Here is a 20,331-nt window from a genome sequence, read left to right on the forward strand (position 1 = left end):
CGTTGGTACGTGTGACCCCCGTCATAGGAGACCGTCCATGCACCGACTCGTCGCGTCCGCCGTCGCCACCGTCCTCGCCGCCGCCTCGACGCCGTTCCTCGGCCCGCCGGCCTCGGCGGCCGAGGTCACCACGACCAACGGCTGCGTCCAGAGCATCGCGGACCCCGGCACGAGCGCGCCGGTCGACATCTGCTGGACGATGTTCCGCCCCGCCGGCGCCACCGAGGACCGCCCGGTGCCGCTCGTGATGCACAGCCACGGCTGGGGTGGGAGCCGGACGACGGATCCCGCCGCCTTCGCCTACCTCACCGACGCCGGGTTCGGCGTGCTGAGCTTCGACCAGCGCGGGTTCGGGGAGAGCGGCGGGCACGCCCACATCGAGGACCCGGACGTCGAGGGCCAGGACGTGCAGCGGCTCGTCGACCTCGTCGCCGCCCAGGACTGGGTGCGCAAGCAGCGGCCGGGCGACCCCGTGCTGGGCGCGATCGGCGGATCGTACGGCGGCGGCTACCAGTTCGCCGGAGCGCTGAGCGAGGTCCGCGACCGCGGCGCGACCCGCTTCGACGCGCTGGTCCCCGAGATCACGTGGTTCAGCCTGACCGAGAGCCTCTTCCCGCAGGGCGTGCCGCGGACCGAGTGGGCCACCGCGCTGGTGGCGGCCGCGCTGCCCACCGACGCCCTCCCGCCCATCGTGCTGCAGGGATTCGTCGAGGCGGCGGCGACGGGCAACGTCCCGCCGTACCTCCACGAGTTCCTCGACCAGAACGGTCCCGAGTGGCACGTGCGCCAGGGGCGGCGACTCGACGTGCCGGTGCTCTTCGGCCAGGGCGCGACCGACAACCTCTTCCCGCTCGACCAGGGGCTGGACAACTTCTCCCGGCTGCTCACCGACCGGGCGCGGGCGCGGAGCATCTTCGTCGGCTACAACGGCGGCCACACGCTGCCGTCCGTGCTCCCGGCCGGCACCAACGCCGACGTCCCCGTCGCCGGCGGGACCGACGCCTGCTCGCCGGTGCTCGGCAGCGAGTCCTTCGCCGACCTCGGCCTGCGCTTCCTCCAGCAGCGCCTCCAGGGGACGAAGAGCGGCCTCACCGGCTTCGGCCGCTACCACCTCGCCACCGCCGGCGGTCGCTGCGTCAGCGTCGCGTCGGTCGCGCCCAACACGTCGGTCGAGCTCGGCGAGGTGGTCAGCACCGTCGGCGTGGGCGTCCCGGTCGCCTACCCGATCGCGCACGGACCGCTCACCGTCGCCGGGTCGCCCAGCCTCGACGCGCGGCTCACCACCATCGGCCTGGACAACCGCGCCTTCCTCGCCCTGTCGGTCGGCACCAGCCCGCTGGACGCCAGGGTCGTGCAGAACAACATGCTGCCGATCCGGGAGAACGGCATCGCGATCGGCAAGCCGCGCACCGGCGTCGAGCTGCCGTCGGTCGCCGTCGACGTGCCGGCCGGCCAGACGCTGTTCCTCACCGTGTCGCCGGTGTCGGACATGTCGGTGGGCTTCGGCAGCCGGGTCGTCGGGGCGATGCGGATGCGCGACGTGGTGGTGCACCTCCCCGTGGCCGGTCGGTGACGGCTCAGAAGTCTGCGGTCCCGCGGAGCGCCCTCGGCCTGCCGTCGGGGTCGTACGCCAGCCGGTAGGCCGGTCGCGCCCAGAGCGCCGTGCCGCGCGGCAGCCGCGGCGGCTCGTGGAGCGAGACACGGCTGCCCGGGGCACCGACGCGCGACGTCCAGAGGGCCATCGCGTCGTCGAGGTCGGCGAGCCGGTCGTCGTCGTCCGGCAGCCCCAGGTGCTCGGCCCACAGGGACGTGCGCAGGCGCCGCGGCAGCTCGTCGTCGGGATCGACGACCGCGCACGTGAGCTCGGAGTCGTGCGTCCACGAGCGGAGGTTGAGGTTGTCGGACCCGATGGTCATCCACTGGTCGTCGACGATGCAGACCTTGGCGTGGACGTAGATCGGCGTGCCCGCGGCGTTCTCCAGGTCGAACATCGCGAACCGTTCGCCACCGGCCTCGCGTAGCCGGTCCCACGCGATCCGCTGGCCGTACTTCATCGGCGGGCCCCCGACCCTGCTGTCCTCCTCCGGGTGGCGCGGCACGACGGCGATGACCTGCAGGGTGGGCTCACGGCGCAGGGCGTCGGCGAGGGTGGTGGCGACGACGTCGGACCAGAAGTACTGGTCCTCGACGTAGACCAGCCTCCTCGCCCTGCTGAAGGCCCGGGTGTAGGCGCGGGCGATCGACCGCTCGCCCTCCGGCGCGAACGGGTAGCGGGGCCGCTTCGCCGGGTAGGTCCGCAGGATCTGCACCCGGTGCCGCCCGGCCTCGGGCGGCGGGTCCCACCGCTCGGGCAGCCGCTCGGGGTGCCGCGGCATCCGCGCGACCCGGTGGGCGAGGGCGCGGTAGGGGTTGCGGTGGTCGAGGGGGGTGTCGTCGTCCCAGCGCTCGGTGAAGGTGTCGAGCACGTGGGCGACCGCCGGTCCGCGGATCTCGGCCATCGCGTCGTGCCACGGCGGAGAGTCGCCGTACCTGTCGTCGAGCGGCGGCGCCTGCGGGTCGCCGGCGTGCCGCGCGTCGTCCCGGCGGCCGTGGCAGAGGTCGATGCCGCCGACGAAGGCGACGTCCTCCTCCGGCCGGCCCTTGCGGCGTACGACGAGCAGCTTCTGGTGGTGCGACCCGCCGCGGCGCACCCGCTCGTCGAGCAACGCCTCGCCGCCGCACTGGTTGAGGACCCGGCCGAGGTGGCCGTTCTCCTCGCCGTTGAGGCGGCCCGGGTGGGAGCGCCACATGAGCGCCCGCACCTCGACGCCGCGCCCCGCCGCGGCCTCGAACAGCTCGGCGACGGTCGGCCCGTGCTCGGTCAGCAGCTCGTCGGAGTCGCCGCGCCAGTCGGTGAAGAAGATCCGGTCGCCCGCCTCCGTCGCCTCGACGAGCTCGACGACCCGCGCGAAGTAGTCGGCGCCGTGGACCCGCGGGACGACCAGGTTGCCGGACGTCCAGGGACGCTCCGACTCCGGCAGGAACCAGTCGCTCACGCGCCCACGCTCGCACCCGCCGTGGCTGCGTGTCGACGGTGTGCCACCCTCAGGGAGTGGCAGCTCCCGCTCGCGCCCTGACCGTCGACACGCTCGGTGCGTGGCTCGTCAAGGCCAGCGGCGCCGCGCCCTCGACCCGGTCGCACGTGCTGGGCGGTTTCGCGCAGGCGGACACCTGGTGCGTGCGCCCGACGTACCGCACCGACCTCGTCGCGGCCGGCCAGCGGGTGCTGCTGTGGGTCAGCGGCAGCGAGGCGGACCTGCCCGCCGGGATCCACGCGCACGGTCGGACGACCGGCCCCGCGCGCGAGGGCGTGATGCCGGTCGAGCTGACCCCGCTCGGCGTCCCGGTGCTGCGCACCGAGCTGGTGGGCCATCCGCGGCTGGGGGCGATGGAGGTGCTCCGGATGCCGGCCGGCAGCAACCCGTCGTACGTCACGCCCGAGCAGCTCGACCTGCTGGCGGCGATGTGCCCGGAGCTCGCCGCGCCCCTGCGATAGCGGCGCCGGGCCGAGCACCGTGCAGGCGGCTCGCGGCTGCGGTGGTCGGGTCGAGCGTGGCGGGTCGGGCTCGGCGCCCGAACTGCCTGCGTGGTGCACGGGCAGGTCAGCGCTGGAGCTGGACCGCCTCGGGCGTGTGCAGCCGCACCATGAACCGGCCGGCGTGCGCCGGCACCGAGGCCCGGGTCAGCCGCGAGACGACCACCATCGCGAGGAAGGACGCCGGCACCGACCAGGCCGCCGGCTGCCCGAGCAGCGCCGGACCCCAGCCCGACGACGGGGAGGCGGCCAACGTCCAGGCGACCGCGGCGCCCGACCCGAGCCCGCCGACCAGCAGCCCCGCCACCGCACCGGCAGGCGTCAGGCCGCGCCACCAGATCCCGAGCATCAGCAGGGGGGCGAACGTCGATGCGGTCACCGCGAAGGCCAGGCCGACGGTCCGGGCCACCGCCACGTCCTGGGCGGGCAGCGACATCAGCAGCGGTACGACGACCGCGACCGCCGCGGCCACCCGGAACGCCGCGACCCCGCCGAGGCGGACCGACCCCCACCGCCGGCCGGTCACGTCCTGCGACAGCACGCCCGCGACCGCGATCGTGAGCCCCGAGCTCGTCGAGAGGAAGGCCGCGAACGCCCCGGCCGTGACGAGGCCGGTCAGCACGGCGCCCGCGACGCCGCCCACCATCAGCGACGGCAGCGCGAGCACCAGCACGTCGGAGCCGTCCTCGACGAGCGACGGCGCGTAGATGCGCCCCAGCGCGGCGTACACCGGCGGCAGGACGTAGAACACGCCCAGCAGGCCGAGCACCGCCAGCGTCGTGCGCCGCGCCGCCCGGCCGTCGGGGTTGGTGTAGAACCGCACGACCACGTGCGGCAGGCCCATCGTGCCGAGGAACGTCGCGACGATGAGGGAGTACGTCGTGTAGAGCCCGATGCCGCCACCCGGGGCGGCGAGGGGGACCGACCAGGAGTGCGGCGCGGCGGCGGCGGGGTCGGCCGCGCCGTCGGCCAGCCAGACGGCGACCAGCACGAAGACCGGCACCAGCAGGGCGGTGAGCTTGAGCCAGTACTGGAAGGCCTGCACGAAGGTGATCGACCGCATCCCGCCGGGGCTCACCGACGCCAGCACGACGACGGCCACCACCAGCGAGCCCGCCCACGGCGGTGCGCCGATCGTCGCTCGCAGCGTGACGCCGGCGCCCTGGAACTGCGGCAGCAGGTAGAGCCAGCCGATGCCCACGACCAGCACCGAGCAGAGCCGGCGCACGCCGCTCGACCCGAGCCGCGCCTCGGCGAAGTCCGGCAGCGTGTAGGCGCCCGAGCGTCGCAGCGGAGCGGCGACGAGCACCATCAGGACGAGGTAGCCCGCGGTCCAGCCGACCGGGTACCACAGCATCTCGGCGCCGAACGTCAGCAGCAGTCCCGCGACGCCGAGGAACGACGCCGCCGAGAGGTACTCCCCGCCGATCGCGCTTGCGTTGAGCCGCGGCCGCACCGTCCGCGAGGCGACGAAGAAGTCGCTGGTGGTGCGCGAGATCCGCAGCCCCCAGGTGCCGATCGCGAGGGTGGCGATCGAGACGAGGACGACGGCGACGACGCCCGGGACGACGTCGGTGCTCATCGGGCGCTCACCGGTCCTCCTCGGGCAGCACCGACCCGACCAGGTCGGCGAAGTCGCGCTCGTTGTGCTCGGCCCGCCGGATGTAGGCCCAGCCCAGCACGACCAGCCACGGGTAGGTCAGCACCCCGAGCAGCAGCCACGCGACCGGCACGGGCCCGACCCTCACGTCCCCGAGCCCGGGGAACAGGTGGAACAGCAGCGGCAGCAGGCCGACGGTCAGCGCCAGCGCCGCGAGCACGCGCAGCGCGAGGACGAGCTGCTCGCGCAGGAGCGAGCGCATGAACACCTCGCCCAGCGCGGTCTCCGCGTCGATCTCCCGCGTGCGGGCCGCGCGTACGACGTGCGCGCGCCGCCGCGGTGGACCGGTGACCCGGACCCGGGACAACGGGTCGCTCATCGCCGCGTCCTCACGACTGGCGCCGGGTGAGGACCGAGCGGAGCTCGCGGGTGTGGCGGCGGCTGACCGGCAGCTCGGTGCCCCCGATGACCACGCTCACCCGACCGCCCTCGCTGCGCACCTCTTCGACGTGGGGGAGCGCGACGAGCACCGAGCGGTGGATCCGCACGAAGCCGGCCGCGGCCCACTGCTCGGCCAGCGAGGAGAGGGGGGTGCGGACCAGATGCGAGCCGTCCGCGGTGTGCAGCCGCGCGTAGTCGCCCTGCGCCTCCACGTGGGTGATCTCGGAGCGGTTGACGAAGCGGGTGACCCCACCGCGCTCGACGGGGATCTGCACGTCGCCCGACGGCGCCGGTCCGCCGGCCTCGACCACGCGGCGCACGGCCTCGGCGAGGCGCTCCTCGCGCACCGGCTTCAGGACGTAGTCGACCGCGCGGAGCTCGAAGGCGGCGACCGCGTGCTCCTCGTGGGCCGTCACGAAGACGACCGGGGGCGGCTGCCTGAAGCGGGACAGGACCTGCGCGAGGTCGAGCCCGGTGAGGCCCGGCATCTGGATGTCGAGGAACACCGCGTCGACCTCCTCCGCCTGCAGCACGCGCAGCGCATCGGTCGCGGAGTCGCTGCCGGTCACCTCGCCGATGCGGGGGTCCCGGCCGAGGAGGAAGGTCAGCTCGTCGAGGGCGGGGCGCTCGTCGTCGATGGCGAGCACCCTCAGCCGGGCCGTCGACTGCGTCATACCTGCACTCCGGGGGCGAACTTCGGCACCCGGACGATGACCTTCGTGCCGGCCCCGGGTGCGGTCTCGACCACCAGACCGTAGTCGTCCCCGTACGCGTTGCGCAGCCGGGCGTCCACGTTGCCCAGTCCGACGGAGTCCATCGAGGCGTCACCGGCGAGCGCGCGGCGTACGCGCTCGGGGTCCTCCCCGGTGCCGTCGTCCTCGACCTCGAGCACGCACTCCTGGTCGAGGTCGCGGGCGGTGATCGAGAGGCGGCCGACGCCGTCCGCCTTGTCCGCGCTGGCCTCCAGCCCGTGGCGCACGGCGTTCTCCACGAGGGGCTGGATGCACAGGAACGGCACGGCGACCGGCAGCACCTCCGGGGCCACCTGGAGCGTCACCTGCAGCCGGTCGCCGAAGCGCGCCTGCTCGAGGAGGAGGTAGCGCTCGACGGAGCGGAGCTCCTCGGCGAGCGTCGTGTAGTCGCCGTGCCGGCGGAAGGAGTAGCGGGTGAAGTCGGCGAACTCGAGCAGCAGCTCGCGGGCCCGGTCGGGGTCGGTGCGCACGAAGCTGGCGATCGCACCAAGGGAGTTGTAGATGAAGTGGGGGCTGATCTGAGCACGGAGGGCCCGCACCTCGGCCTCCATGAGCCGGGTCCGGGACGCGTCGAGCTCGGCGAGCTCGAGCTGGCCGCTGACCCACGAGGCGACCTCGTCGGCCGCGCGCACCAGGCCACCGGTGGTGTGCGGTGCGCCCACGACCAGGGCGCCGACGAGCGTCTCCTCGACGACCAGCGGGCTGACGATCGCCTGCCGCACCTGGCAGCCGCCGTCGTCGCAGACCAGCGTGCGCTCGTCGACGATCATGGTACGGCCGGTCTCCGCGACCTGGCCGACGGTGGCCGCGAGCTGCGAGCGGTGGTGGCCGCCCAGGCCGTCCCACGCGAGCAGCCCCCTCGCGTCGCCGAGCCCGGCGGCCGGCGTGCCGAGGAGGGCCCGGAGGTGGCCCACGGACCGCTCCGCGCTCGACGACGTCAGCCCCTCCCGCAGCGCCGGGCTCGCCAGCGACGCGTTGTGCAGGGCGCGAAAGGCGGCGCGGTCGGCCTCGCCGCCCAGCGACGTGCGCCGCCACCTCCACATGGCGCGACCCTAGCCCCACCCCCGGGCAGGCGGGCAGGTGTCAGCGCTCGCACCGCTTCTCGCGCTCGGCGACGCAGCGGTCGCGGCCGCGGCTGCCATCGGCCCGGTCGCGCCCGGGGCCGCCGATCAGCACGTCGGCCGCCATGTGTCCGTCGAGCCGGTCGGGCCCGCCGTTCCCGCGCACGTCGTCGCGGCCCTCGCCGCCGTCGATGGCGTCGCCGGCTGCGTTGCCGCGGATGCGGTCGTGCCCGCCGCGCCCGGCGATCGTGTCCTGGCCCCCGCCGCCGAGCAGCCGGTCCGCTCCCTGTCCGCCCTGCAGCACGTCGGCGCCTGAGCCGCCCGTCATCCTCGTCCTCGTGGCGCACTCGTAGGTGTAGGTCTCGAAGTAGCTGTCGAAGACGTTGAGCAGGCGGTCGCGCCCGCCGTTGCCGCGGAGGGTGCCCGCGCACCCGGCGAACGACAGGTTGTTGCCCCGGGCGTCGCCTACCATGGTGACGTCCGGAGCCAGGAGGAACGCGTCCTGGATGCCGGCGGCGGTCACCGAGGTGCCACCGACCACGAGCTCCTGCTCGCCGAGGTCGAGCGACATGGTGCCGCTCCGGCTGGCGGCGACGAGCACGTTGCGGCCCTCACCGCCGTCGAGGCGGCTGCCGGCGGCGAAGGTCGCCGGCTCGACGACGATCTCGTCCTGGCCCGCAGCGGTGCTGATGTCGAGCAGTGGCGCGCCGGCGGTCGGGTGCACCCTGACCAGGTCGTTGCCGGGCGTGCCGCGGTAGGTCAACCGGCCCGGCCCCGTGGTGATGACGGCGCTCTCGAGGGAGGCGAAGGTCGCCGTTCCGGCGGGCGTGGTGAAGGTGTCCGCGGCCATGTCGATCACCAGGTCGGGTGCGTCGTTCGCCAGGCGCAGCACGTCGGTGCCGGCGCCGCCGCTGATGGAGGCCTGCTGTCCGAGCTCGGGGGACGGGAGGTTGACGGAGTCGTCACCGGGTCCGGTGTCCACGACGTCGCGGTTGACGGCGCCGCCCGAGCCGCTGATGACGCTGTCCCCACCGTCACCCGTGGTGATGGTGTCGGTGTCCGTGTCGGTACGCGGCTCCGTGCGCACGCCGCCGTGGACCGTGTCGCGGGCCGGCCCACCCGCGAAGGTGTCCGCGCCGGCGCCGAGGACGGTGGTGAGCAGGTGGCTCGCGGCGACAGCGGTGGCGTCCACCACGTCGTCGCCGCTGCCGGCGTCGACGACGAGGACGTTCGAGCTGGTCACGGTGCCTGCGACACAGACCAGGTCGTCACCGCCGCGGGCGTCGACGACAACGGCCGTGCCGGTCACGATCACGTCGCGTCCCTCGGTGCCGGTCACGCTGGCGCCGGTGCCCACGATGGTCGCCGCCTCGCCCCGGCAGGTCTCGCCGGCGGCGGTGGCCGACGCGTTTGGTGCGAGCAGGGCCAGGCCGAGCAGGCCGGCAGCGGTCATTGTCGTCGTACGACGCATGGGTCCCCCTGGGACGGATCAGCGGAAGTCGATGAGCAACATGTCGGTGTCGGTGCCGTCGCTCACGACCGGACCCTGCTGTGACGGCTCGTCCCCGTCGGAAGTTGTGGACTCGTCGCGATCGATCACGACGGCGCGGTAGCAGCGCGCCACGTAGGGGATCCGCATGCCGTCCATGCCGCGGCCGTAGTCGTCGTAGAACGCCAGCATCCGGCCGAGCCTCTCCTCGCGCTCGTCGTCGGTCATGGTCGCGAAGCTGGAGCGCGAGCGGGCCAGGTCGAGGATCGTCTCGCGGTTGACCTCCTGCCAGTGCTTGAAGTTCGCCTCCTCCACGAAGCCGAAGAGGTCGCTGTGCACCAGGTGCTCCGCCGACGACGTGTCGAGGTCCTCACGCCCGAGGATGTCGCCCATCCGCCGCACCCACGGGATCCGCTCGTCGCGGCTGTTCCACACGAGCGCGAGGTGACCGCCCGGCTTGAGGATCCGCGCGATCTCGGTCAGCGCCGCCTCGTGGTCGAACCAGTGGAACGCCTGCGCGACGACCACCACGTCGACCGAGCGGTCGTTGGCCGGGACGTCCTCCGCGGTGGCCACCTTCGCGCTCACCTCCGGCACCCGCTCCCGCAGGACCCCGAGCATCGCCTCGTCGGGCTCGGTCGCGAAGACCGCGTGGCCCTGGTCGACGAGCGCGCGGGTCAGCTTCCCGGTGCCGGCGCCGAGCTCGAGGACGACCTTCGCCTCGCCGCCCGCCAGCCACGCGACCGCCTCCGCGGGGTACGTCGGCCGGCCGCGGTCGTACGCCTCCGCGACCGAGCCGAAGGACCGCGCGCGGTCGGCAGGGGCGGTGGGCTCGGGCTGCTCGTCGCTCATCCCGGTCAGGCTACAAGCGGACCGCCCCGCGGTGGGGAGGCACTGCCCGGCGACGCCGCACCCGCGACTACCGTCCTGCCCATGACCGACCCGCTGGCCTGGCTCACCGACCTCGAAGGGGTCCGCTCGGCCTACGCCGGCACCCGCGACGGGATCGACGTGATGCTCCGCGACCGTGGACTGCGGCGCACGACGCCGGAGCTGACCGCCGAGTCGCTGCTGCGTGGCGCCCACGCGAGCGCCGTGCTGGAGGGGTCCTCCTCGACGGTGGACCAGGTGCGGGCCGGGGAGGGCGACGCGGTGGCAGCCGACGCGGTGCGCCTCTCCGCCTCGATGCTCGCGCTGGCCCCGCTGCTCAAGACCGCGCCGCTGCAGGCGATCGCCCGGCTCCACACGGTCGTGGCGGCCTCGGCCCTCCCGGCCGAGCAGCTCGGCCGCCCGCGCGACGCCGCCTCGGCCGACCGGCTGCGGGGCGTCGCCGAGCTGCTGCTGTCCGGCACGTCGGCGCCCGCGCTGCTCGTGGCCGCCGTCGCGCACGCCGACGTCGCGACCGCCGCGCCGTTCGCCTCGCACAACGGGATCGTGGCCCGGGCGCTCGAGCGGCTCGTGCTGGTCTCCCGCGGGGTCGACGCGAAGTCGCTCGTCGTGCCCGAGGCCGGGCACCTCGCCCACCGCGCGGCGTACGAGTCGAACCTGCGCGCCTACAGCGAGGGCGGTCCCCGCGGAGTGCACGCATGGGCGCTCTACGGGGCGGAGGCGTTCGCCGCCGGAGCCGAGGCCTCGCCGCTGGTCACGGGCTGAGCGGTCCGCGCATGCGAGCGGCACCCGCTCGCGTGGATCGGGTGCCGCCGCTGACACGTGACGCCAGGGTTACCAAGCGTGCTCTGCTCAATCGCTGCCTCGGGCTGATCCCGACCGGCCAGCACCCCATCGGATGGGTGGATCGCCGCGTGGGTACCCGGGTCACGTGCTGCTTGTGGAGTTGACACTCCAGTTGTAGCCCCGTCGGGCGGCACCTTCAAGCCTTGACTTTGCCGGCCGTCGGTGGGTGTCGCTCAGGCGCCGGGGCGCTTGCGGCGGTTGGCCCACAGGACGCCGCCGGCGGCGACGGCCCCGCCGACCGCGAGCGCGGCGAGCGTCGGCCGGGCGGGCGGCACCGGGATCCGGCGACGCAGCGCGACGGGGCGCACGAAGCTGAGGATGGGCCACTCGTTCGCGGTCGCGAGGCGCCGCAGCTCCTTGTCGGGGTTGACCGCGAAGGGGTGCCCCACCACCTCCAGCATGGACGAGTCGGTGACCGAGTCGCTGTAGGCGTAGCACTCCGCGAGGTCGTAGCCGACCGCCTCGGCGAGGCCCTCGATCGCCCGCGCCTTCTCCTCGGCGTAGGCGTAGTAGTCGATGTTGCCCGTGTACTTGCCGTCGGCGATCTCCATGCGGGTGGCAATGACCCGGTCCGCCCCCAGCATCTCGCCGATCGGCTCGACGACCTCGGCGCCCGACGCCGACACGATGACGATGTCGCGGTCGGCGAGCCGGTGCTCCTCGATGAGGCTGACGGCCTCGTCGTAGACGAGCGGCTCGACGATGTGGTCGAGCGTCTCGTGCACGATCTCGCGGACGGTCGCCACGTCCCAGCCGGCGCACAGCTGCGACATGAACTTGCGCATCTTGTCCATCTGGTCGTGGTCGGCCCCGCCGGTGAAGAACACGAACTGGGCGTAGGCCGAGCGCAGCATCGCCCGCCGGGAGATGAGCCCGCCCGCCTGGAACTCGCGGCTGAAGGCCAGCGTGCTCGACTTGGCGATGATCGTCTTGTCGAGGTCGAAGAATGCCGCGGTCGGGCGGGTCATGCCGCCATCGTAGGTGTCGCCCGACAACGGTCGCCGCCCTTCTGGGGGCTGTTCTCGGTGTTTCCGGCTCCGCGCCGGAGTCCGGCGTCCTCGTGTGGGTCGCGAGCGGCTCGTGTGCGGGCGTGCGTGGGCCCGGAGGTGTCCACAGGGCGGTGTTCGGCGGCCTCGTCCACAGGGCCCGCCGACGCGGGCTGTCCGGCGTCGGGCCCGGCGCGGAGGCTCGTCGCCATGCCCGTCCTCCTGGTCACCCGGTCCCCGTCCGTCCACGAAGCAGTCGTCCCCCTCTGTGCGGCGGCGGGGGTCGGGGCCGAGGTGTGCGGCGACGCCGCGCTCGCCCTGGCGTCGTGGCGCGACGCCGAGCTGGTGCTGGTGGGCGCCGACCTCGGCGACGCCGTCGCCGCGCTGTCACCGCCTCGCCGCAGCGACGTCCACGTCGTCGGCTGCTCGCCGGGCCCGAGCGCCTTCCGGTACGCCGTCGAGCTGGGTGCGGCGTCGGTGGTCGATCTGCCGGGGGCGTCCGGCTGGCTCTCCGACGCCCTCGCCGACGTCGGCGAGCGGACCTCGCCGGGGCGTCTCGTCGGCGTCGTGGGCGGCACCGGCGGCGCCGGTGCCACCACGCTGGCCTGCGCGCTCGCGCAGTGGCACGCGACCCGCGCTCCCACGCTGCTGGTCGACACCGACCCGCTCGGCCCGGGGCTCGACCGGCTGCTCGCGATGGAGGACGTCGCCGGTGTCCGGTGGGAGGCGTTGGCCGAGACCGATGGGCGGCTCGGGGCGCGGGCGCTGCGCGAGGGCGTGCCGCGGGCGGGCCGGCTGGGGCTGCTCACGTGGGCGCAGCTGCGGCGGCGGCTCGACGTGCCGACCGTGCGCCGGGTCCTGCCGGCGGCGGTGCGCGGCCACGACCTGGTCGTGCTCGACCTCCCCCGGCAGGGCGGTGCGGCCCTCGCCGAGCTGGCCGACCGGTGCGACGACCTGCTGGTCGTGGCGCCCGCGTCGGTGCCCGGGCTGGCGGCGACCGCGCGCCTGGTCGCCGACGTCGGCCGCGACGGCCGCACCGGCCTCGTGCTCCGTCCCGGCTCCCTGGGCGACGCCGACGCCGAGCGCGTCACCGGGCTGCCCGTGGTCGCCGTCGTCGGCGACCAGCGCGGTGTCGCATCGTCGCTCGACCGGGGCCTCGGCCCGCTCTCCGCCCGCGGTCCCCTCGCGCGTGCGGCTCGCGCCCTCCTCCCGGACGCGGCATGAGCACGCCTGCAGGGCCGCCCGTGCCCACCGCGGTCCTCGACGACGTGCGACGGCGGCTCGCCGGTGCGACCGGCGAGCTCACGCCGCACCGGGTGGCGGAGGCTCTGCGGGCGTCGGGCTCGCCGGTCGGGGACGCCACCGTGCTCGCGGTCCATGACCTGCTGCGGCGTGACGTGCTGGGCGCAGGGCCGCTGGAGGACCTGTTGCGCCTCCCCGGCGTCACCGACGTGCTGGTCAACGCGCCCGGCGAGGTCTGGATCGACCGGGGGTCCGGTCTCGAGCGGACGGCGGTGTCGTTCCCGGACGACGCCTCGGTCCGGCGGCTCGCGCAGCGCCTCGCGGCATCGGCCGGGCGTCGGCTCGACGACGCCACCCCGCACGCCGACGTGCGCCTGCCCGACGGCACCCGCTTCCACGCCGTGCTCTCGCCGGTCGCGCGGTCCGGGACGGTGCTGTCCCTGCGCGTCCCGCGCGGACGGGTGTGGACGCTGCCGGAGCTGGTCACGGCCGGGGCCGTGCCGCCCGACGGCGCCTTCCTGCTCGAGGAGGTCGTCGACTCCCGCTGCGCCTTCCTCGTCACCGGAGGCACCGGCACCGGCAAGACGTCCGTCCTGTCGGCGCTGCTGTCGCTGGTCGACCCCGGGGAGCGCCTCGTGGTCGTGGAGGACGCGAGCGAGCTGCGACCCGAGCATCCACACGTGGTCGCCCTCGAGGGGCGGCCGGCCAACATCGAGGGCGCCGGGGAGGTCTCCCTGCAGACGCTGGTGCGGCAGGCGCTGCGGATGCGCCCCGACCGCCTCGTGGTCGGCGAGGTGCGGGGCGCCGAGGTCGTCGACCTGCTCGCCGCGCTCAACACGGGCCACGGCGGTGGCTGCGGCACCCTGCACGCCAACTCCGCCGCCGACGTCCCGGCGCGCATCGAGGCGCTGTCCCTGGCCGCCGGGCTGCCGAGGGCGGCTGCGCACAGCCAGCTGGCGTCGGCGCTCGACGTGGTGATCCACCTCGGCCGGGGGCGCGACGGGCGCCGCCGCGTGCTGGAGCTCGGCGTCCCCGAGCGCGCCGAGTCGGGGCTCGTGGTCCTGAGGACCGCCGCGACGTTCGCCGACGACCGGGTCGCCCGCGGTCCCGCGGCCGCGGCGCTCGCCGCTCGGTTGCGGGCGGTGGCGTCGTGAGCGGCTGGCTCGCGGCGGTCGCCCTCGGCGCGGCGGTCGCGCTGCTGCTGCCCGATGCTCCGCGCGCCCGCCGCCGTGAGCCCCGGGCGCGCCCGCCTCGGCCGTCGCCGCCGCTGCTGCTCGCGCGCCGCCGGCGCATCGCCGCGGACCAGGCCGCGGTGCTCGAGGTCTGCGACCTGCTGTCCGCCGACCTCGCGGCCGGCAGGCCACCGGCCGCCGCCCTGGCAGCCGCGAGCGGTCGGTGGCCGCCGCTGGAGCAGGTCGTCGAGGCCGAGAGGCTCGGCGCCGACGTCCCCGAGGCGATGCGGCTCCTCGCCGACCGCCGCCCCGGAGCCGCCGACCTGCGGTGGCTCGCGGGCGCCTGGCACGTGGCACACGAGTCCGGGCACGGTCTGGCGGCCGCGCTGGACCGCACCGCGGATGGACTGCGGGCGAGGCGTCGCACCCGTCGGCTCGTCGACTCCGAGCTGGCCTCCGCTCGGGCCACTGCGCGCCTGGTCGCGTGCCTGCCGCTCGCCGTGCTGGTCATGGGGTCCGGTGCCGGCTCCGACCCGTGGTCCTTCCTCCTCGGCACGCCGGCCGGGTGGGCCTGCCTCGCGGCGGGCGTCACGATGATCGCCGTCGGACTGTGGTGGATCGAGCTCCTGGCCGACAGGGCGACGGCGCCGTGACCGGGCCGAGCGTGGTCTGCGCAGCACTGGCGGTCGCCGTGTGGGTGCCGCCGGTGCCCCGTGCGGGGCGCGCACGCCCCAGGTCCGCTCCGGACAGACGGCCGGTGGCCGTGGCCGGCGTGGGGATCGGAGCCTGGTTGCTCGTCGGCGGCGTGCCGGGAGTCGTCGCGGCCCTCGTCGCCGCGGCCGCAGCCCGGCACCTGCTGTCCTCCGCGGAGACGACGTCGAGGCGCCGCGACCGCGAGGAGGTGGAGAGGACCCTTCCCCACGTGGTCGACCTGTTCGCCGCGACGCTGCGCTCGGGCGCCGAACCCGTGGCGGGGCTCGCGAAGGTGTGCGCTGCCCTCCCGGGGCCGGCAGCGGAGCGTCTGCGTCCGGTCGTCGAACGCTCGCGGTGGGGCGCCGGCGGGATCGAGGCATGGGCGGCGGTGGCCGACGACGAGGCGCTCGCGCCGCTGTCCCGCGCCATGGTGCGCTCGCAGGCGTCGGGCGCCTCGGTCGTCCGCACCGTCGAACGCCTCGCCGAGGAGCTCCGGCGCGAGTCGCTGGCCCACGCCGAGGACGCCGCCCGTCGCGTCGGCGTGGCCGCGGCGATCCCCCTGGGGGTGTGCCTGCTGCCCGCCTTCATGCTCCTCGGAGTGGTGCCGACGGTGGCGTCGCTCTTCCGCAGCATCGCGCCCTGACGACGGGCGACTGCGACGGTCCGCGCTGCGCTCAGTCGCGTCGGTGACGCATCCGGCGCTCCAGCGGGGCGTCGTCGGGCCATCCGTCGGGCACGCCGAGGTCCACGAAGCCCACCCGCGCGTAGGAGCGGATCGCCGCCGCGTTGTCGTCGCGCACCATCAGGAACGTCGGCCGCTCCCGGTCCCGCGCCCAGCCGACCACCCGGTCGATCAGGCGTCCCGCCAGGCCCGACCCACGGTGAGCGGGCGCGACCCACACGGAGATCAGCTCGACTCCGTCGTCCGCGTCCACCCCGGAGGCCACGCCCACCGGGCCCGTCGCCGAACGCGCCACCACCGTGAACGGGACCTCGGTCAGCCGCTGCCGCCAGCGCTCCTCGGAGGCGTCGACCCAGTCCGCGTGCGTCGCACCGAAGGCGCCCGGGGCGTCGCTCAGCGACGCAAGCCGGACCTCGCGGAACTCACGCCAGTCGTCCGGACCGATGCGCACGATCTCGACCCCCACGTCGCCGAGGCTAGCCACCGGTGAGGCGGAGGTCCCACCGATTTCCGTCCACAGGGCCGCGGTGCGGGGCGTCCTCCACACGCCGGCCGGCGGGCAGGTGCGGGTGCCGGCCCGCGACCCGAGGCTGGAGGCACTCGGGGCTCGTCGGGAGCCCCACGAGGACAGGGGATGCGATGAAGGTCCGTCGTCACGCGAAGACACGCACGGAGTCCGGGATCACCACCGCCGAGTACGCCGTCGGCACCGCTGCCGGGGCCGGGTTCGCCGGCCTGCTCTACACCCTGCTAACCGGTGCGTTCGGTGACCAGCTGCTCGAGCGGTTGTTCCGGCACGTCATGAGCCTGCTCGGCATCGGCTGATGTCCACGCGGCGCCGCGGTGAGCGGGGTGCTGCGACCGCCGAGCTGGCGGTCGGCATCCCACTGCTGGTCGCGCTGACCGCCGGTCTGGTGTGGATGCTGGCGGTCGGTGCGGCCCAGGTGCGCGTCATCGACGCCTCGCGCGAGGCGGCCCGGGTCGTGGCCCGCGGCGACGACCCGGCCGCGGCCGAGGCCGTGGCGCTGCGGATCGCGCCCGACGGGGCGCGGCTGCGCATCGCCGTCTCCGCCGACGAGGTGCTGGTCAGCACCTCCGCCAAGGTGTCCGGCCCCGGGGGCGTCCTCGACGTCCTGGGATCGGTCACGGTCTCGTCGGACGCCGTGGCGATGGTGGAGCAGTCGTGACGCCGCCCGACGGCGTGCGCGAGTCGGGGGCCGCCACCGTCCTCGTGGTGGCCATGGCGGGCGTTCTGATGTTCGTGCTGGTCGGCGTCTCAGCGGTGGGTGGCCTCGTGACCTCGCAGCGACGCACCCAGGCGGCCGCCGACCTCGCCGCTCTGGCCGCCGCGGCCGAGCTCGCGGGCGACGGCTCCGGTGGCGGTCCCTGCGCCCGGGCCGGCCGGGTGGCCGGAGCCAACGCCGCGGCCCTCGAGGAGTGCGTCGTCGACGGACGCAGCGTCACGGTGGTCGTGTCCGCCAGCGGGCCGCACCTGCCGTGGTCGTCGCGCTGGTCCCGGGTGCGGGTGAGCGCCGAGGCGCGCGCCGGACCGGCCTGACGCGGGCCCGACGGGGGCTCCGCCGCCTTCAGACGGTGTCGCGTCGGTCCGGGTCGTCCCCGCGCCGCTCGGCCTCCACCCGCTCGAGCTTCTGGTTCAGCTCGGTGAGCTCCTTGCGCTCGCGGCGGTGCGCCAGGCTCCGCTTGGTGCCCCACTTGAGGATCGCGAAGCCCCACAGGATGGCGGCGCCGGCGCCCACGCCGACGAAGAAGGACTCCAGCGTCGTGACGTCGAAGCCGAGGAGCTCGCCGCCGGCGCCCGGCTCGCTGACGAAGATCGCGGAGAGGACGGCGATGCCGCCGAGGATCATGAGGCCGAGTCCGAGGATCACCATGCAGGCAATCTAGCCCTGTCCGACGGGGCGTGGCGCCCCCGCGAGCAGGGCGTCCAGCAACACGATGGCGCCAACCTTGTCGAGCGGGTTGTTCTGGTTGCCGCACTTGGGCGACTGGATGCACGACGGGCACCCCGCGGCGCACTCGCAGCTCGCGATGGCCTCCCGGGTGGCCCCCAGCCACGCGGCGGCCGTGTGGAACCCGCGCTCGGCGAAGCCGGCGCCGCCGGGGTGGCCGTCGTAGACGAAGACGGTGAGCACCCCGGTGTCGGCGTGCCGGGCGGTGGAGACGCCGCCGATGTCCCAGCGGTCGCAGGTGGCGAAGAGGGGCAGCAGGCCGATCGAGCAGTGCTCGGCCGCGTGCGCGGCACCCGGCACGTCCAGCGCGAGCAGCCCGGCCTCGGCCACCACGTCGTCGGGCACGGTCCACCACACCGCGCTCGTCCGCAGCGTCCGCTCGGGCAGGTCGAGCGGCTCCTCCGACATGACCTCACCGCCCGGTTGCCGCCGCTTCAGGAAGGAGACCACCTGGTGGGAGACGTCGACCTCCCCCAGCGCGAGCTCGCAGCCCGCCCACGACCGGCGCTCGCGGGTCTCGACGATGCTGATGTCGGTGACCTCGCGGGCCGTCGTGCTGTACGCCGGCTCCTCGCGCCGCATGACCGCGACGTGCTGCTCGAGGTCGAGGTCCTCGACGAGCCAGGTCTCGCCCTGGTGCACGTAGACCGCGCCGGGGTGGGCCTGGTTGTGCGCGCCGCCGGCGTCGACGGTGCCCACCACGCGCCCCGTCCCGGCCTCGACGAGCTGGACGGGCGAGCCGCCCGCCGAGCGGATGTCGGCGAGGTCGGCCGCCCGGCTGCGGTCGGTCCAGAACCACCCGCGCGGCCGGCGGCGCAGCACCCCGAGGTCGGTCAGCCGGTCGACGACCTCGCGCGCGGTGGGGCCGAAGAGCGGCAGGTCCGCCTCGGTGAGCGGCGACTCCTGCGCGGCGGCAGCGAGGTGCGGCCCCATCACGTGCGCGTTCGAGGGGTCGAACACCGACGCCTCGACGGGGGCGCCGATGAGCGTCTCGGGGTGCGTCACCAGGTAGGTGTCGAGCGGGTCGTCCTTCGCGACGAGCACGCCGAGCGCGTCCTGCGCCCCACGGCCCGCGCGACCCACCTGCTGCCAGAAGGCGGCGCGGGTGCCCGGGAAGCCGGCGATGAGCACCGCGTCGAGGCCGCTGATGTCGATGCCGAGCTCGAGGGCGTTGGTCGCGGCCAGTCCGACGAGGTCGCCGCGCCGCAGGGCCGCCTCGAGGGCGCGGCGCTCCTCGGGGAGGTAGCCGCCTCGGTAGGCGGCGATCCGTTCCGGCAGCGACGGGTCCACCTCGGCCAGCAGCTCGGCGGCGTTGAGCGCCACCTGCTCGGCACCGCGTCGCGACCGGATGAAGGCCAGGGTTCGCACGTCCTCGGCCACCAGGTCGGCGAGCAGGTCGGCGACCTCCGACGACGCGGCCCGCCGCACCGGCGCGCCGTTCTCGCCGCCGTGCGAGGTGAACGGCGGCTCCCACAGCAGCAGCGAGACGCGACCGCGGGGGGAGTCGTCGCGGGTGAGCGCCACGACGTCGAGGCCGGTCAGCCGACCGGCGGTGACCTCCGGCTGGGCGACCGTCGCCGAGGCGAGCACGAACGTCGGGTGGGCGCCGTACATCGCGCACACCCGACGCAGCCGGCGCAGCACGTGGGCGACGTGGGCCCCGAACACCCCGCGGTAGTGGTGGCACTCGTCGACGACGACGTACTGCAGCGATCCGAGGAACCGCGCCCACCGGTGGTGCGACGGCAGCAGCGAACGGTGCAGCATGTCGGGGTTCGTAAGGACGTACTCCCCGAAGTCGCGGGTCCAGTCCCGCTCCTCGCGCGAGCTGTCGCCGTCGTGCGCGGCCAGACGTACGTCGAGGCGCAGCGACGCGAGCCCGGCGAGCTGGTCGTGGGCCAACGCCTTCGTCGGGGCGAGGTAGAGCACCGAGGCGCCGCGCTCGCCGCGGGGACCGCGAGAGGCGCGGATCGCCGAGAGGGCCGGCAGCTGGTAGGCCAGCGACTTCCCGGAGGCGGTCCCGGTCGCGACGATGACGTGGTCGCCCGCATGGGCGGCGTCGGCGGCCACGACCTGGTGCCGCCACGGACGGGCCACCCCCTGCGCGGCGTACGCCCCGCGTACGTCATCGGGCACCCACTCCGGCCAGTCCTCGTGGACGGCCTCCCGGGCCGGCAGCACCTCGAGGTGCTGGAGCCGGTCCTCACGTCCGGGGACCCCGGTGAGTCGACGGACCAGCGCCTCGACCGAGGGCGCCGCGCGCGGGTGGGACCGACTCACCCGGGCAGTCTGGCAAACGCCACGGACGTCGCCGCAGGCGGTGAGTTGTGAGGGAGTCCTGCGCGACGCTTGGGACTCGTGGTTTGATACCACCCGGAACGAACAAGGGGTACGTCGTCGTGCCCGCAGGCACACTGTCCGAACGAGTTCGGGGACCGGGGAGCAGTCGTGGATCTCACCCTTGCGACACGCGAGGTGGATGGTCGTGCCGTCGTCGCCGTCGGCGGGGAGATCGACGTCTACACCGCGCCCAAGCTGCGTGACTGCATCACCGAGCTCGTCGGCGCCGGCACCTACGACATCGTCATCGACCTCGAGGCCGTCGAGTTCCTCGACTCCACCGGCCTCGGTGTGCTCGTCGGCGGGCTCAAGAAGGTCCGTGCCCACGACGGCTCGCTCGACCTGGTGTGCACCCAGGAGCGACTGCTCAAGATCTTCCGCATCACCGGCCTCGCCAAGGTGTTCGTCATCCACGACTCCGTCGGCCTGGCCCCCGGCGCCTGACCGCCCGGCCCACGCCCGGCCGACCCGGCCACCACCCCTCCGGACGTGACCGGAGGGGGTTTTGCACGTTCCGAGCAGGTCGCCGGTGTGGTGCGGGCCACCCGTCCCCGTGATCTGGATCACGTCTGCGTAGACTCCGGCGCGTTCATGG

General features: G+C 74.9%; 22 protein-coding genes. 11 read left to right on the top strand and 11 right to left on the bottom strand.

Translation table 11 applies throughout. The features are described from left to right. The first annotated feature begins 37 nt into the window (after positions 1-37). A complete protein-coding gene (locus J3P32_RS09625) occupies positions 38-1,573 on the top strand; it encodes an alpha/beta hydrolase family protein (RefSeq protein ID WP_210439557.1) in 1,536 nt (511 codons plus the stop codon). A gap of 4 nt (positions 1,574-1,577) precedes the next feature. On the opposite strand, the gene J3P32_RS09630 is transcribed toward J3P32_RS09625, so the two are convergent. Continuing rightward, entirely contained in the window at positions 1,578-3,035 is a 1,458-nt protein-coding gene (locus J3P32_RS09630) for a phospholipase D family protein (protein WP_210439558.1), read from the bottom strand. 56 nt (positions 3,036-3,091) lie between these two features. On the opposite strand from J3P32_RS09630, the gene J3P32_RS09635 reads away from it, so the two are divergent. After that, positions 3,092-3,535, top strand: a complete 444-nt coding sequence (locus J3P32_RS09635) for a hypothetical protein (protein ID WP_210439559.1) — start codon at positions 3,092-3,094, stop codon at positions 3,533-3,535. Positions 3,536-3,641: 106 nt separating this feature from the next. Here J3P32_RS09635 and J3P32_RS09640 read toward each other — a convergent pair whose 3' ends face one another. Genes J3P32_RS09640 through J3P32_RS09665 form a run of 6 tightly spaced genes read right to left on the bottom strand, consistent with a single transcriptional unit; the run spans position 3,642 to position 9,769 of the window. Next, positions 3,642-5,156: a sodium/solute symporter gene (locus J3P32_RS09640; protein ID WP_210439560.1), complete on the bottom strand. Its 1,515-nt coding sequence runs from the start codon at positions 5,154-5,156 to the stop codon at positions 3,642-3,644. Between the two features lie 7 nt (positions 5,157-5,163). Beyond that, positions 5,164-5,553, bottom strand: coding sequence for a hypothetical protein (locus J3P32_RS09645; RefSeq protein ID WP_210439561.1), 390 nt, complete (start codon positions 5,551-5,553; stop codon positions 5,164-5,166). A gap of 10 nt (positions 5,554-5,563) precedes the next feature. After that, positions 5,564-6,289, bottom strand: a complete 726-nt coding sequence (locus J3P32_RS09650) for a LytR/AlgR family response regulator transcription factor (protein WP_210439562.1) — start codon at positions 6,287-6,289, stop codon at positions 5,564-5,566. Further along, a complete protein-coding gene (locus J3P32_RS09655; RefSeq protein WP_210439563.1) occupies positions 6,286-7,410 on the bottom strand; it encodes a sensor histidine kinase in 1,125 nt (374 codons plus the stop codon). Before J3P32_RS09655 ends, J3P32_RS09650 begins: the two co-directional genes overlap by 4 nt. Positions 7,411-7,450: 40 nt before the next feature. Then, positions 7,451-8,881 carry a calcium-binding protein gene (locus J3P32_RS09660; RefSeq protein ID WP_210439564.1) on the bottom strand — a complete coding sequence of 477 codons (1,431 nt, stop codon included), beginning with the start codon at positions 8,879-8,881 and terminating at the stop codon, positions 7,451-7,453. A gap of 36 nt (positions 8,882-8,917) precedes the next feature. Then, complete coding sequence (locus J3P32_RS09665) at positions 8,918-9,769, bottom strand: class I SAM-dependent methyltransferase (RefSeq protein WP_210439565.1); 852 nt, start codon at positions 9,767-9,769, stop codon at positions 8,918-8,920. An 81-nt stretch (positions 9,770-9,850) separates the two neighbouring features. On the opposite strand from J3P32_RS09665, the gene J3P32_RS09670 reads away from it, so the two are divergent. After that, complete coding sequence (locus tag J3P32_RS09670) at positions 9,851-10,570, top strand: Fic family protein (protein ID WP_210439566.1); 720 nt, start codon at positions 9,851-9,853, stop codon at positions 10,568-10,570. Positions 10,571-10,824: 254 nt separating this feature from the next. On the opposite strand, the gene J3P32_RS09675 is transcribed toward J3P32_RS09670, so the two are convergent. Next, entirely contained in the window at positions 10,825-11,619 is a 795-nt protein-coding gene (locus J3P32_RS09675) for an HAD family hydrolase (RefSeq protein ID WP_210439567.1), read from the bottom strand. Positions 11,620-11,847: 228 nt separating this feature from the next. Between J3P32_RS09675 and ssd the strand changes: the two genes are divergently transcribed. The 4 genes from ssd to J3P32_RS09695 all read left to right on the top strand — a co-directional run bounded on the left by ssd (position 11,848) and on the right by J3P32_RS09695 (position 15,387). Beyond that, the gene (ssd, locus tag J3P32_RS09680; protein ID WP_210439568.1) at positions 11,848-12,861 is read left to right on the top strand and encodes a septum site-determining protein Ssd; all 1,014 of its coding nucleotides are present in this window, start codon (positions 11,848-11,850) and stop codon (positions 12,859-12,861) included. Beyond that, positions 12,858-14,033 carry a TadA family conjugal transfer-associated ATPase gene (locus J3P32_RS09685; protein WP_210439569.1) on the top strand — a complete coding sequence of 392 codons (1,176 nt, stop codon included), beginning with the start codon at positions 12,858-12,860 and terminating at the stop codon, positions 14,031-14,033. The genes ssd and J3P32_RS09685 overlap by 4 nt, the downstream gene beginning before the upstream one ends. Further along, positions 14,030-14,704: a type II secretion system F family protein gene (locus J3P32_RS09690; protein WP_210439570.1), complete on the top strand. Its 675-nt coding sequence runs from the start codon at positions 14,030-14,032 to the stop codon at positions 14,702-14,704. The genes J3P32_RS09685 and J3P32_RS09690 overlap by 4 nt, the downstream gene beginning before the upstream one ends. A 119-nt stretch (positions 14,705-14,823) precedes the next feature. Beyond that, positions 14,824-15,387 (top strand): type II secretion system F family protein, encoded by a 564-nt coding sequence (locus J3P32_RS09695; protein WP_307807832.1) that lies wholly within the window; start codon positions 14,824-14,826, stop codon positions 15,385-15,387. Positions 15,388-15,418: 31 nt separating this feature from the next. Here J3P32_RS09695 and J3P32_RS09700 read toward each other — a convergent pair whose 3' ends face one another. Then, positions 15,419-15,892 (bottom strand): GNAT family N-acetyltransferase, encoded by a 474-nt coding sequence (locus J3P32_RS09700; protein WP_210439572.1) that lies wholly within the window; start codon positions 15,890-15,892, stop codon positions 15,419-15,421. 173 nt (positions 15,893-16,065) lie between these two features. Between J3P32_RS09700 and J3P32_RS09705 the strand changes: the two genes are divergently transcribed. Genes J3P32_RS09705 through J3P32_RS09715 form a run of 3 tightly spaced genes read left to right on the top strand, consistent with a single transcriptional unit; the run spans position 16,066 to position 16,984 of the window. Further along, complete coding sequence (locus J3P32_RS09705) at positions 16,066-16,251, top strand: DUF4244 domain-containing protein (RefSeq protein ID WP_210439573.1); 186 nt, start codon at positions 16,066-16,068, stop codon at positions 16,249-16,251. Next, positions 16,251-16,613: a TadE family protein gene (locus J3P32_RS09710; RefSeq protein ID WP_210439574.1), complete on the top strand. Its 363-nt coding sequence runs from the start codon at positions 16,251-16,253 to the stop codon at positions 16,611-16,613. The genes J3P32_RS09705 and J3P32_RS09710 overlap by 1 nt, the downstream gene beginning before the upstream one ends. Further along, complete coding sequence (locus tag J3P32_RS09715; RefSeq protein WP_210439575.1) at positions 16,610-16,984, top strand: Rv3654c family TadE-like protein; 375 nt, start codon at positions 16,610-16,612, stop codon at positions 16,982-16,984. The genes J3P32_RS09710 and J3P32_RS09715 overlap by 4 nt, the downstream gene beginning before the upstream one ends. A 28-nt stretch (positions 16,985-17,012) precedes the next feature. Here the strand turns inward: J3P32_RS09715 and J3P32_RS09720 are convergent, their stop codons facing one another. Together J3P32_RS09720 and J3P32_RS09725 are read right to left on the bottom strand one after the other, a co-directional pair. Next, positions 17,013-17,318 (bottom strand): hypothetical protein, encoded by a 306-nt coding sequence (locus J3P32_RS09720; RefSeq protein ID WP_210439576.1) that lies wholly within the window; start codon positions 17,316-17,318, stop codon positions 17,013-17,015. 9 nt (positions 17,319-17,327) lie between these two features. After that, positions 17,328-19,676 (bottom strand): DEAD/DEAH box helicase, encoded by a 2,349-nt coding sequence (locus J3P32_RS09725; RefSeq protein ID WP_210439577.1) that lies wholly within the window; start codon positions 19,674-19,676, stop codon positions 17,328-17,330. Between the two features lie 168 nt (positions 19,677-19,844). Between J3P32_RS09725 and J3P32_RS09730 the strand changes: the two genes are divergently transcribed. Then, the gene (locus J3P32_RS09730) at positions 19,845-20,180 is read left to right on the top strand and encodes an anti-sigma factor antagonist (protein ID WP_129427178.1); all 336 of its coding nucleotides are present in this window, start codon (positions 19,845-19,847) and stop codon (positions 20,178-20,180) included. The last annotated feature ends 151 nt before the right edge of the window (positions 20,181-20,331 follow it).

This window comes from Nocardioides xinjiangensis (assembly GCF_017916385.1).
GTDB lineage: Bacteria > Actinomycetota > Actinomycetes > Propionibacteriales > Nocardioidaceae > Nocardioides > Nocardioides xinjiangensis.

What these genes read in the sequence shown, in the direction of transcription:
- J3P32_RS09625 (WP_210439557.1), top strand. Translation starts at nt 38, where the DNA reads ATGCACCGACTCGTCGCGTCCGCCGTCGCCACCGTCCTCGCCGCCGCC.
- J3P32_RS09640 (WP_210439560.1), bottom strand. Translation starts at nt 5,156, where the DNA reads ATGAGCACCGACGTCGTCCCGGGCGTCGTCGCCGTCGTCCTCGTCTCG.
- J3P32_RS09645 (WP_210439561.1), bottom strand. Translation starts at nt 5,553, where the DNA reads ATGAGCGACCCGTTGTCCCGGGTCCGGGTCACCGGTCCACCGCGGCGG.
- J3P32_RS09650 (WP_210439562.1), bottom strand. Translation starts at nt 6,289, where the DNA reads ATGACGCAGTCGACGGCCCGGCTGAGGGTGCTCGCCATCGACGACGAG.
- J3P32_RS09655 (WP_210439563.1), bottom strand. Translation starts at nt 7,410, where the DNA reads ATGTGGAGGTGGCGGCGCACGTCGCTGGGCGGCGAGGCCGACCGCGCC.
- J3P32_RS09660 (WP_210439564.1), bottom strand. Translation starts at nt 8,881, where the DNA reads ATGACCGCTGCCGGCCTGCTCGGCCTGGCCCTGCTCGCACCAAACGCG.
- J3P32_RS09665 (WP_210439565.1), bottom strand. Translation starts at nt 9,769, where the DNA reads ATGAGCGACGAGCAGCCCGAGCCCACCGCCCCTGCCGACCGCGCGCGG.
- J3P32_RS09670 (WP_210439566.1), top strand. Translation starts at nt 9,851, where the DNA reads ATGACCGACCCGCTGGCCTGGCTCACCGACCTCGAAGGGGTCCGCTCG.
- J3P32_RS09675 (WP_210439567.1), bottom strand. Translation starts at nt 11,619, where the DNA reads ATGACCCGCCCGACCGCGGCATTCTTCGACCTCGACAAGACGATCATC.
- ssd (WP_210439568.1), top strand. Translation starts at nt 11,848, where the DNA reads ATGCCCGTCCTCCTGGTCACCCGGTCCCCGTCCGTCCACGAAGCAGTC.
- J3P32_RS09685 (WP_210439569.1), top strand. Translation starts at nt 12,858, where the DNA reads ATGAGCACGCCTGCAGGGCCGCCCGTGCCCACCGCGGTCCTCGACGAC.
- J3P32_RS09705 (WP_210439573.1), top strand. Translation starts at nt 16,066, where the DNA reads ATGAAGGTCCGTCGTCACGCGAAGACACGCACGGAGTCCGGGATCACC.
- J3P32_RS09710 (WP_210439574.1), top strand. Translation starts at nt 16,251, where the DNA reads ATGTCCACGCGGCGCCGCGGTGAGCGGGGTGCTGCGACCGCCGAGCTG.
- J3P32_RS09720 (WP_210439576.1), bottom strand. Translation starts at nt 17,318, where the DNA reads ATGGTGATCCTCGGACTCGGCCTCATGATCCTCGGCGGCATCGCCGTC.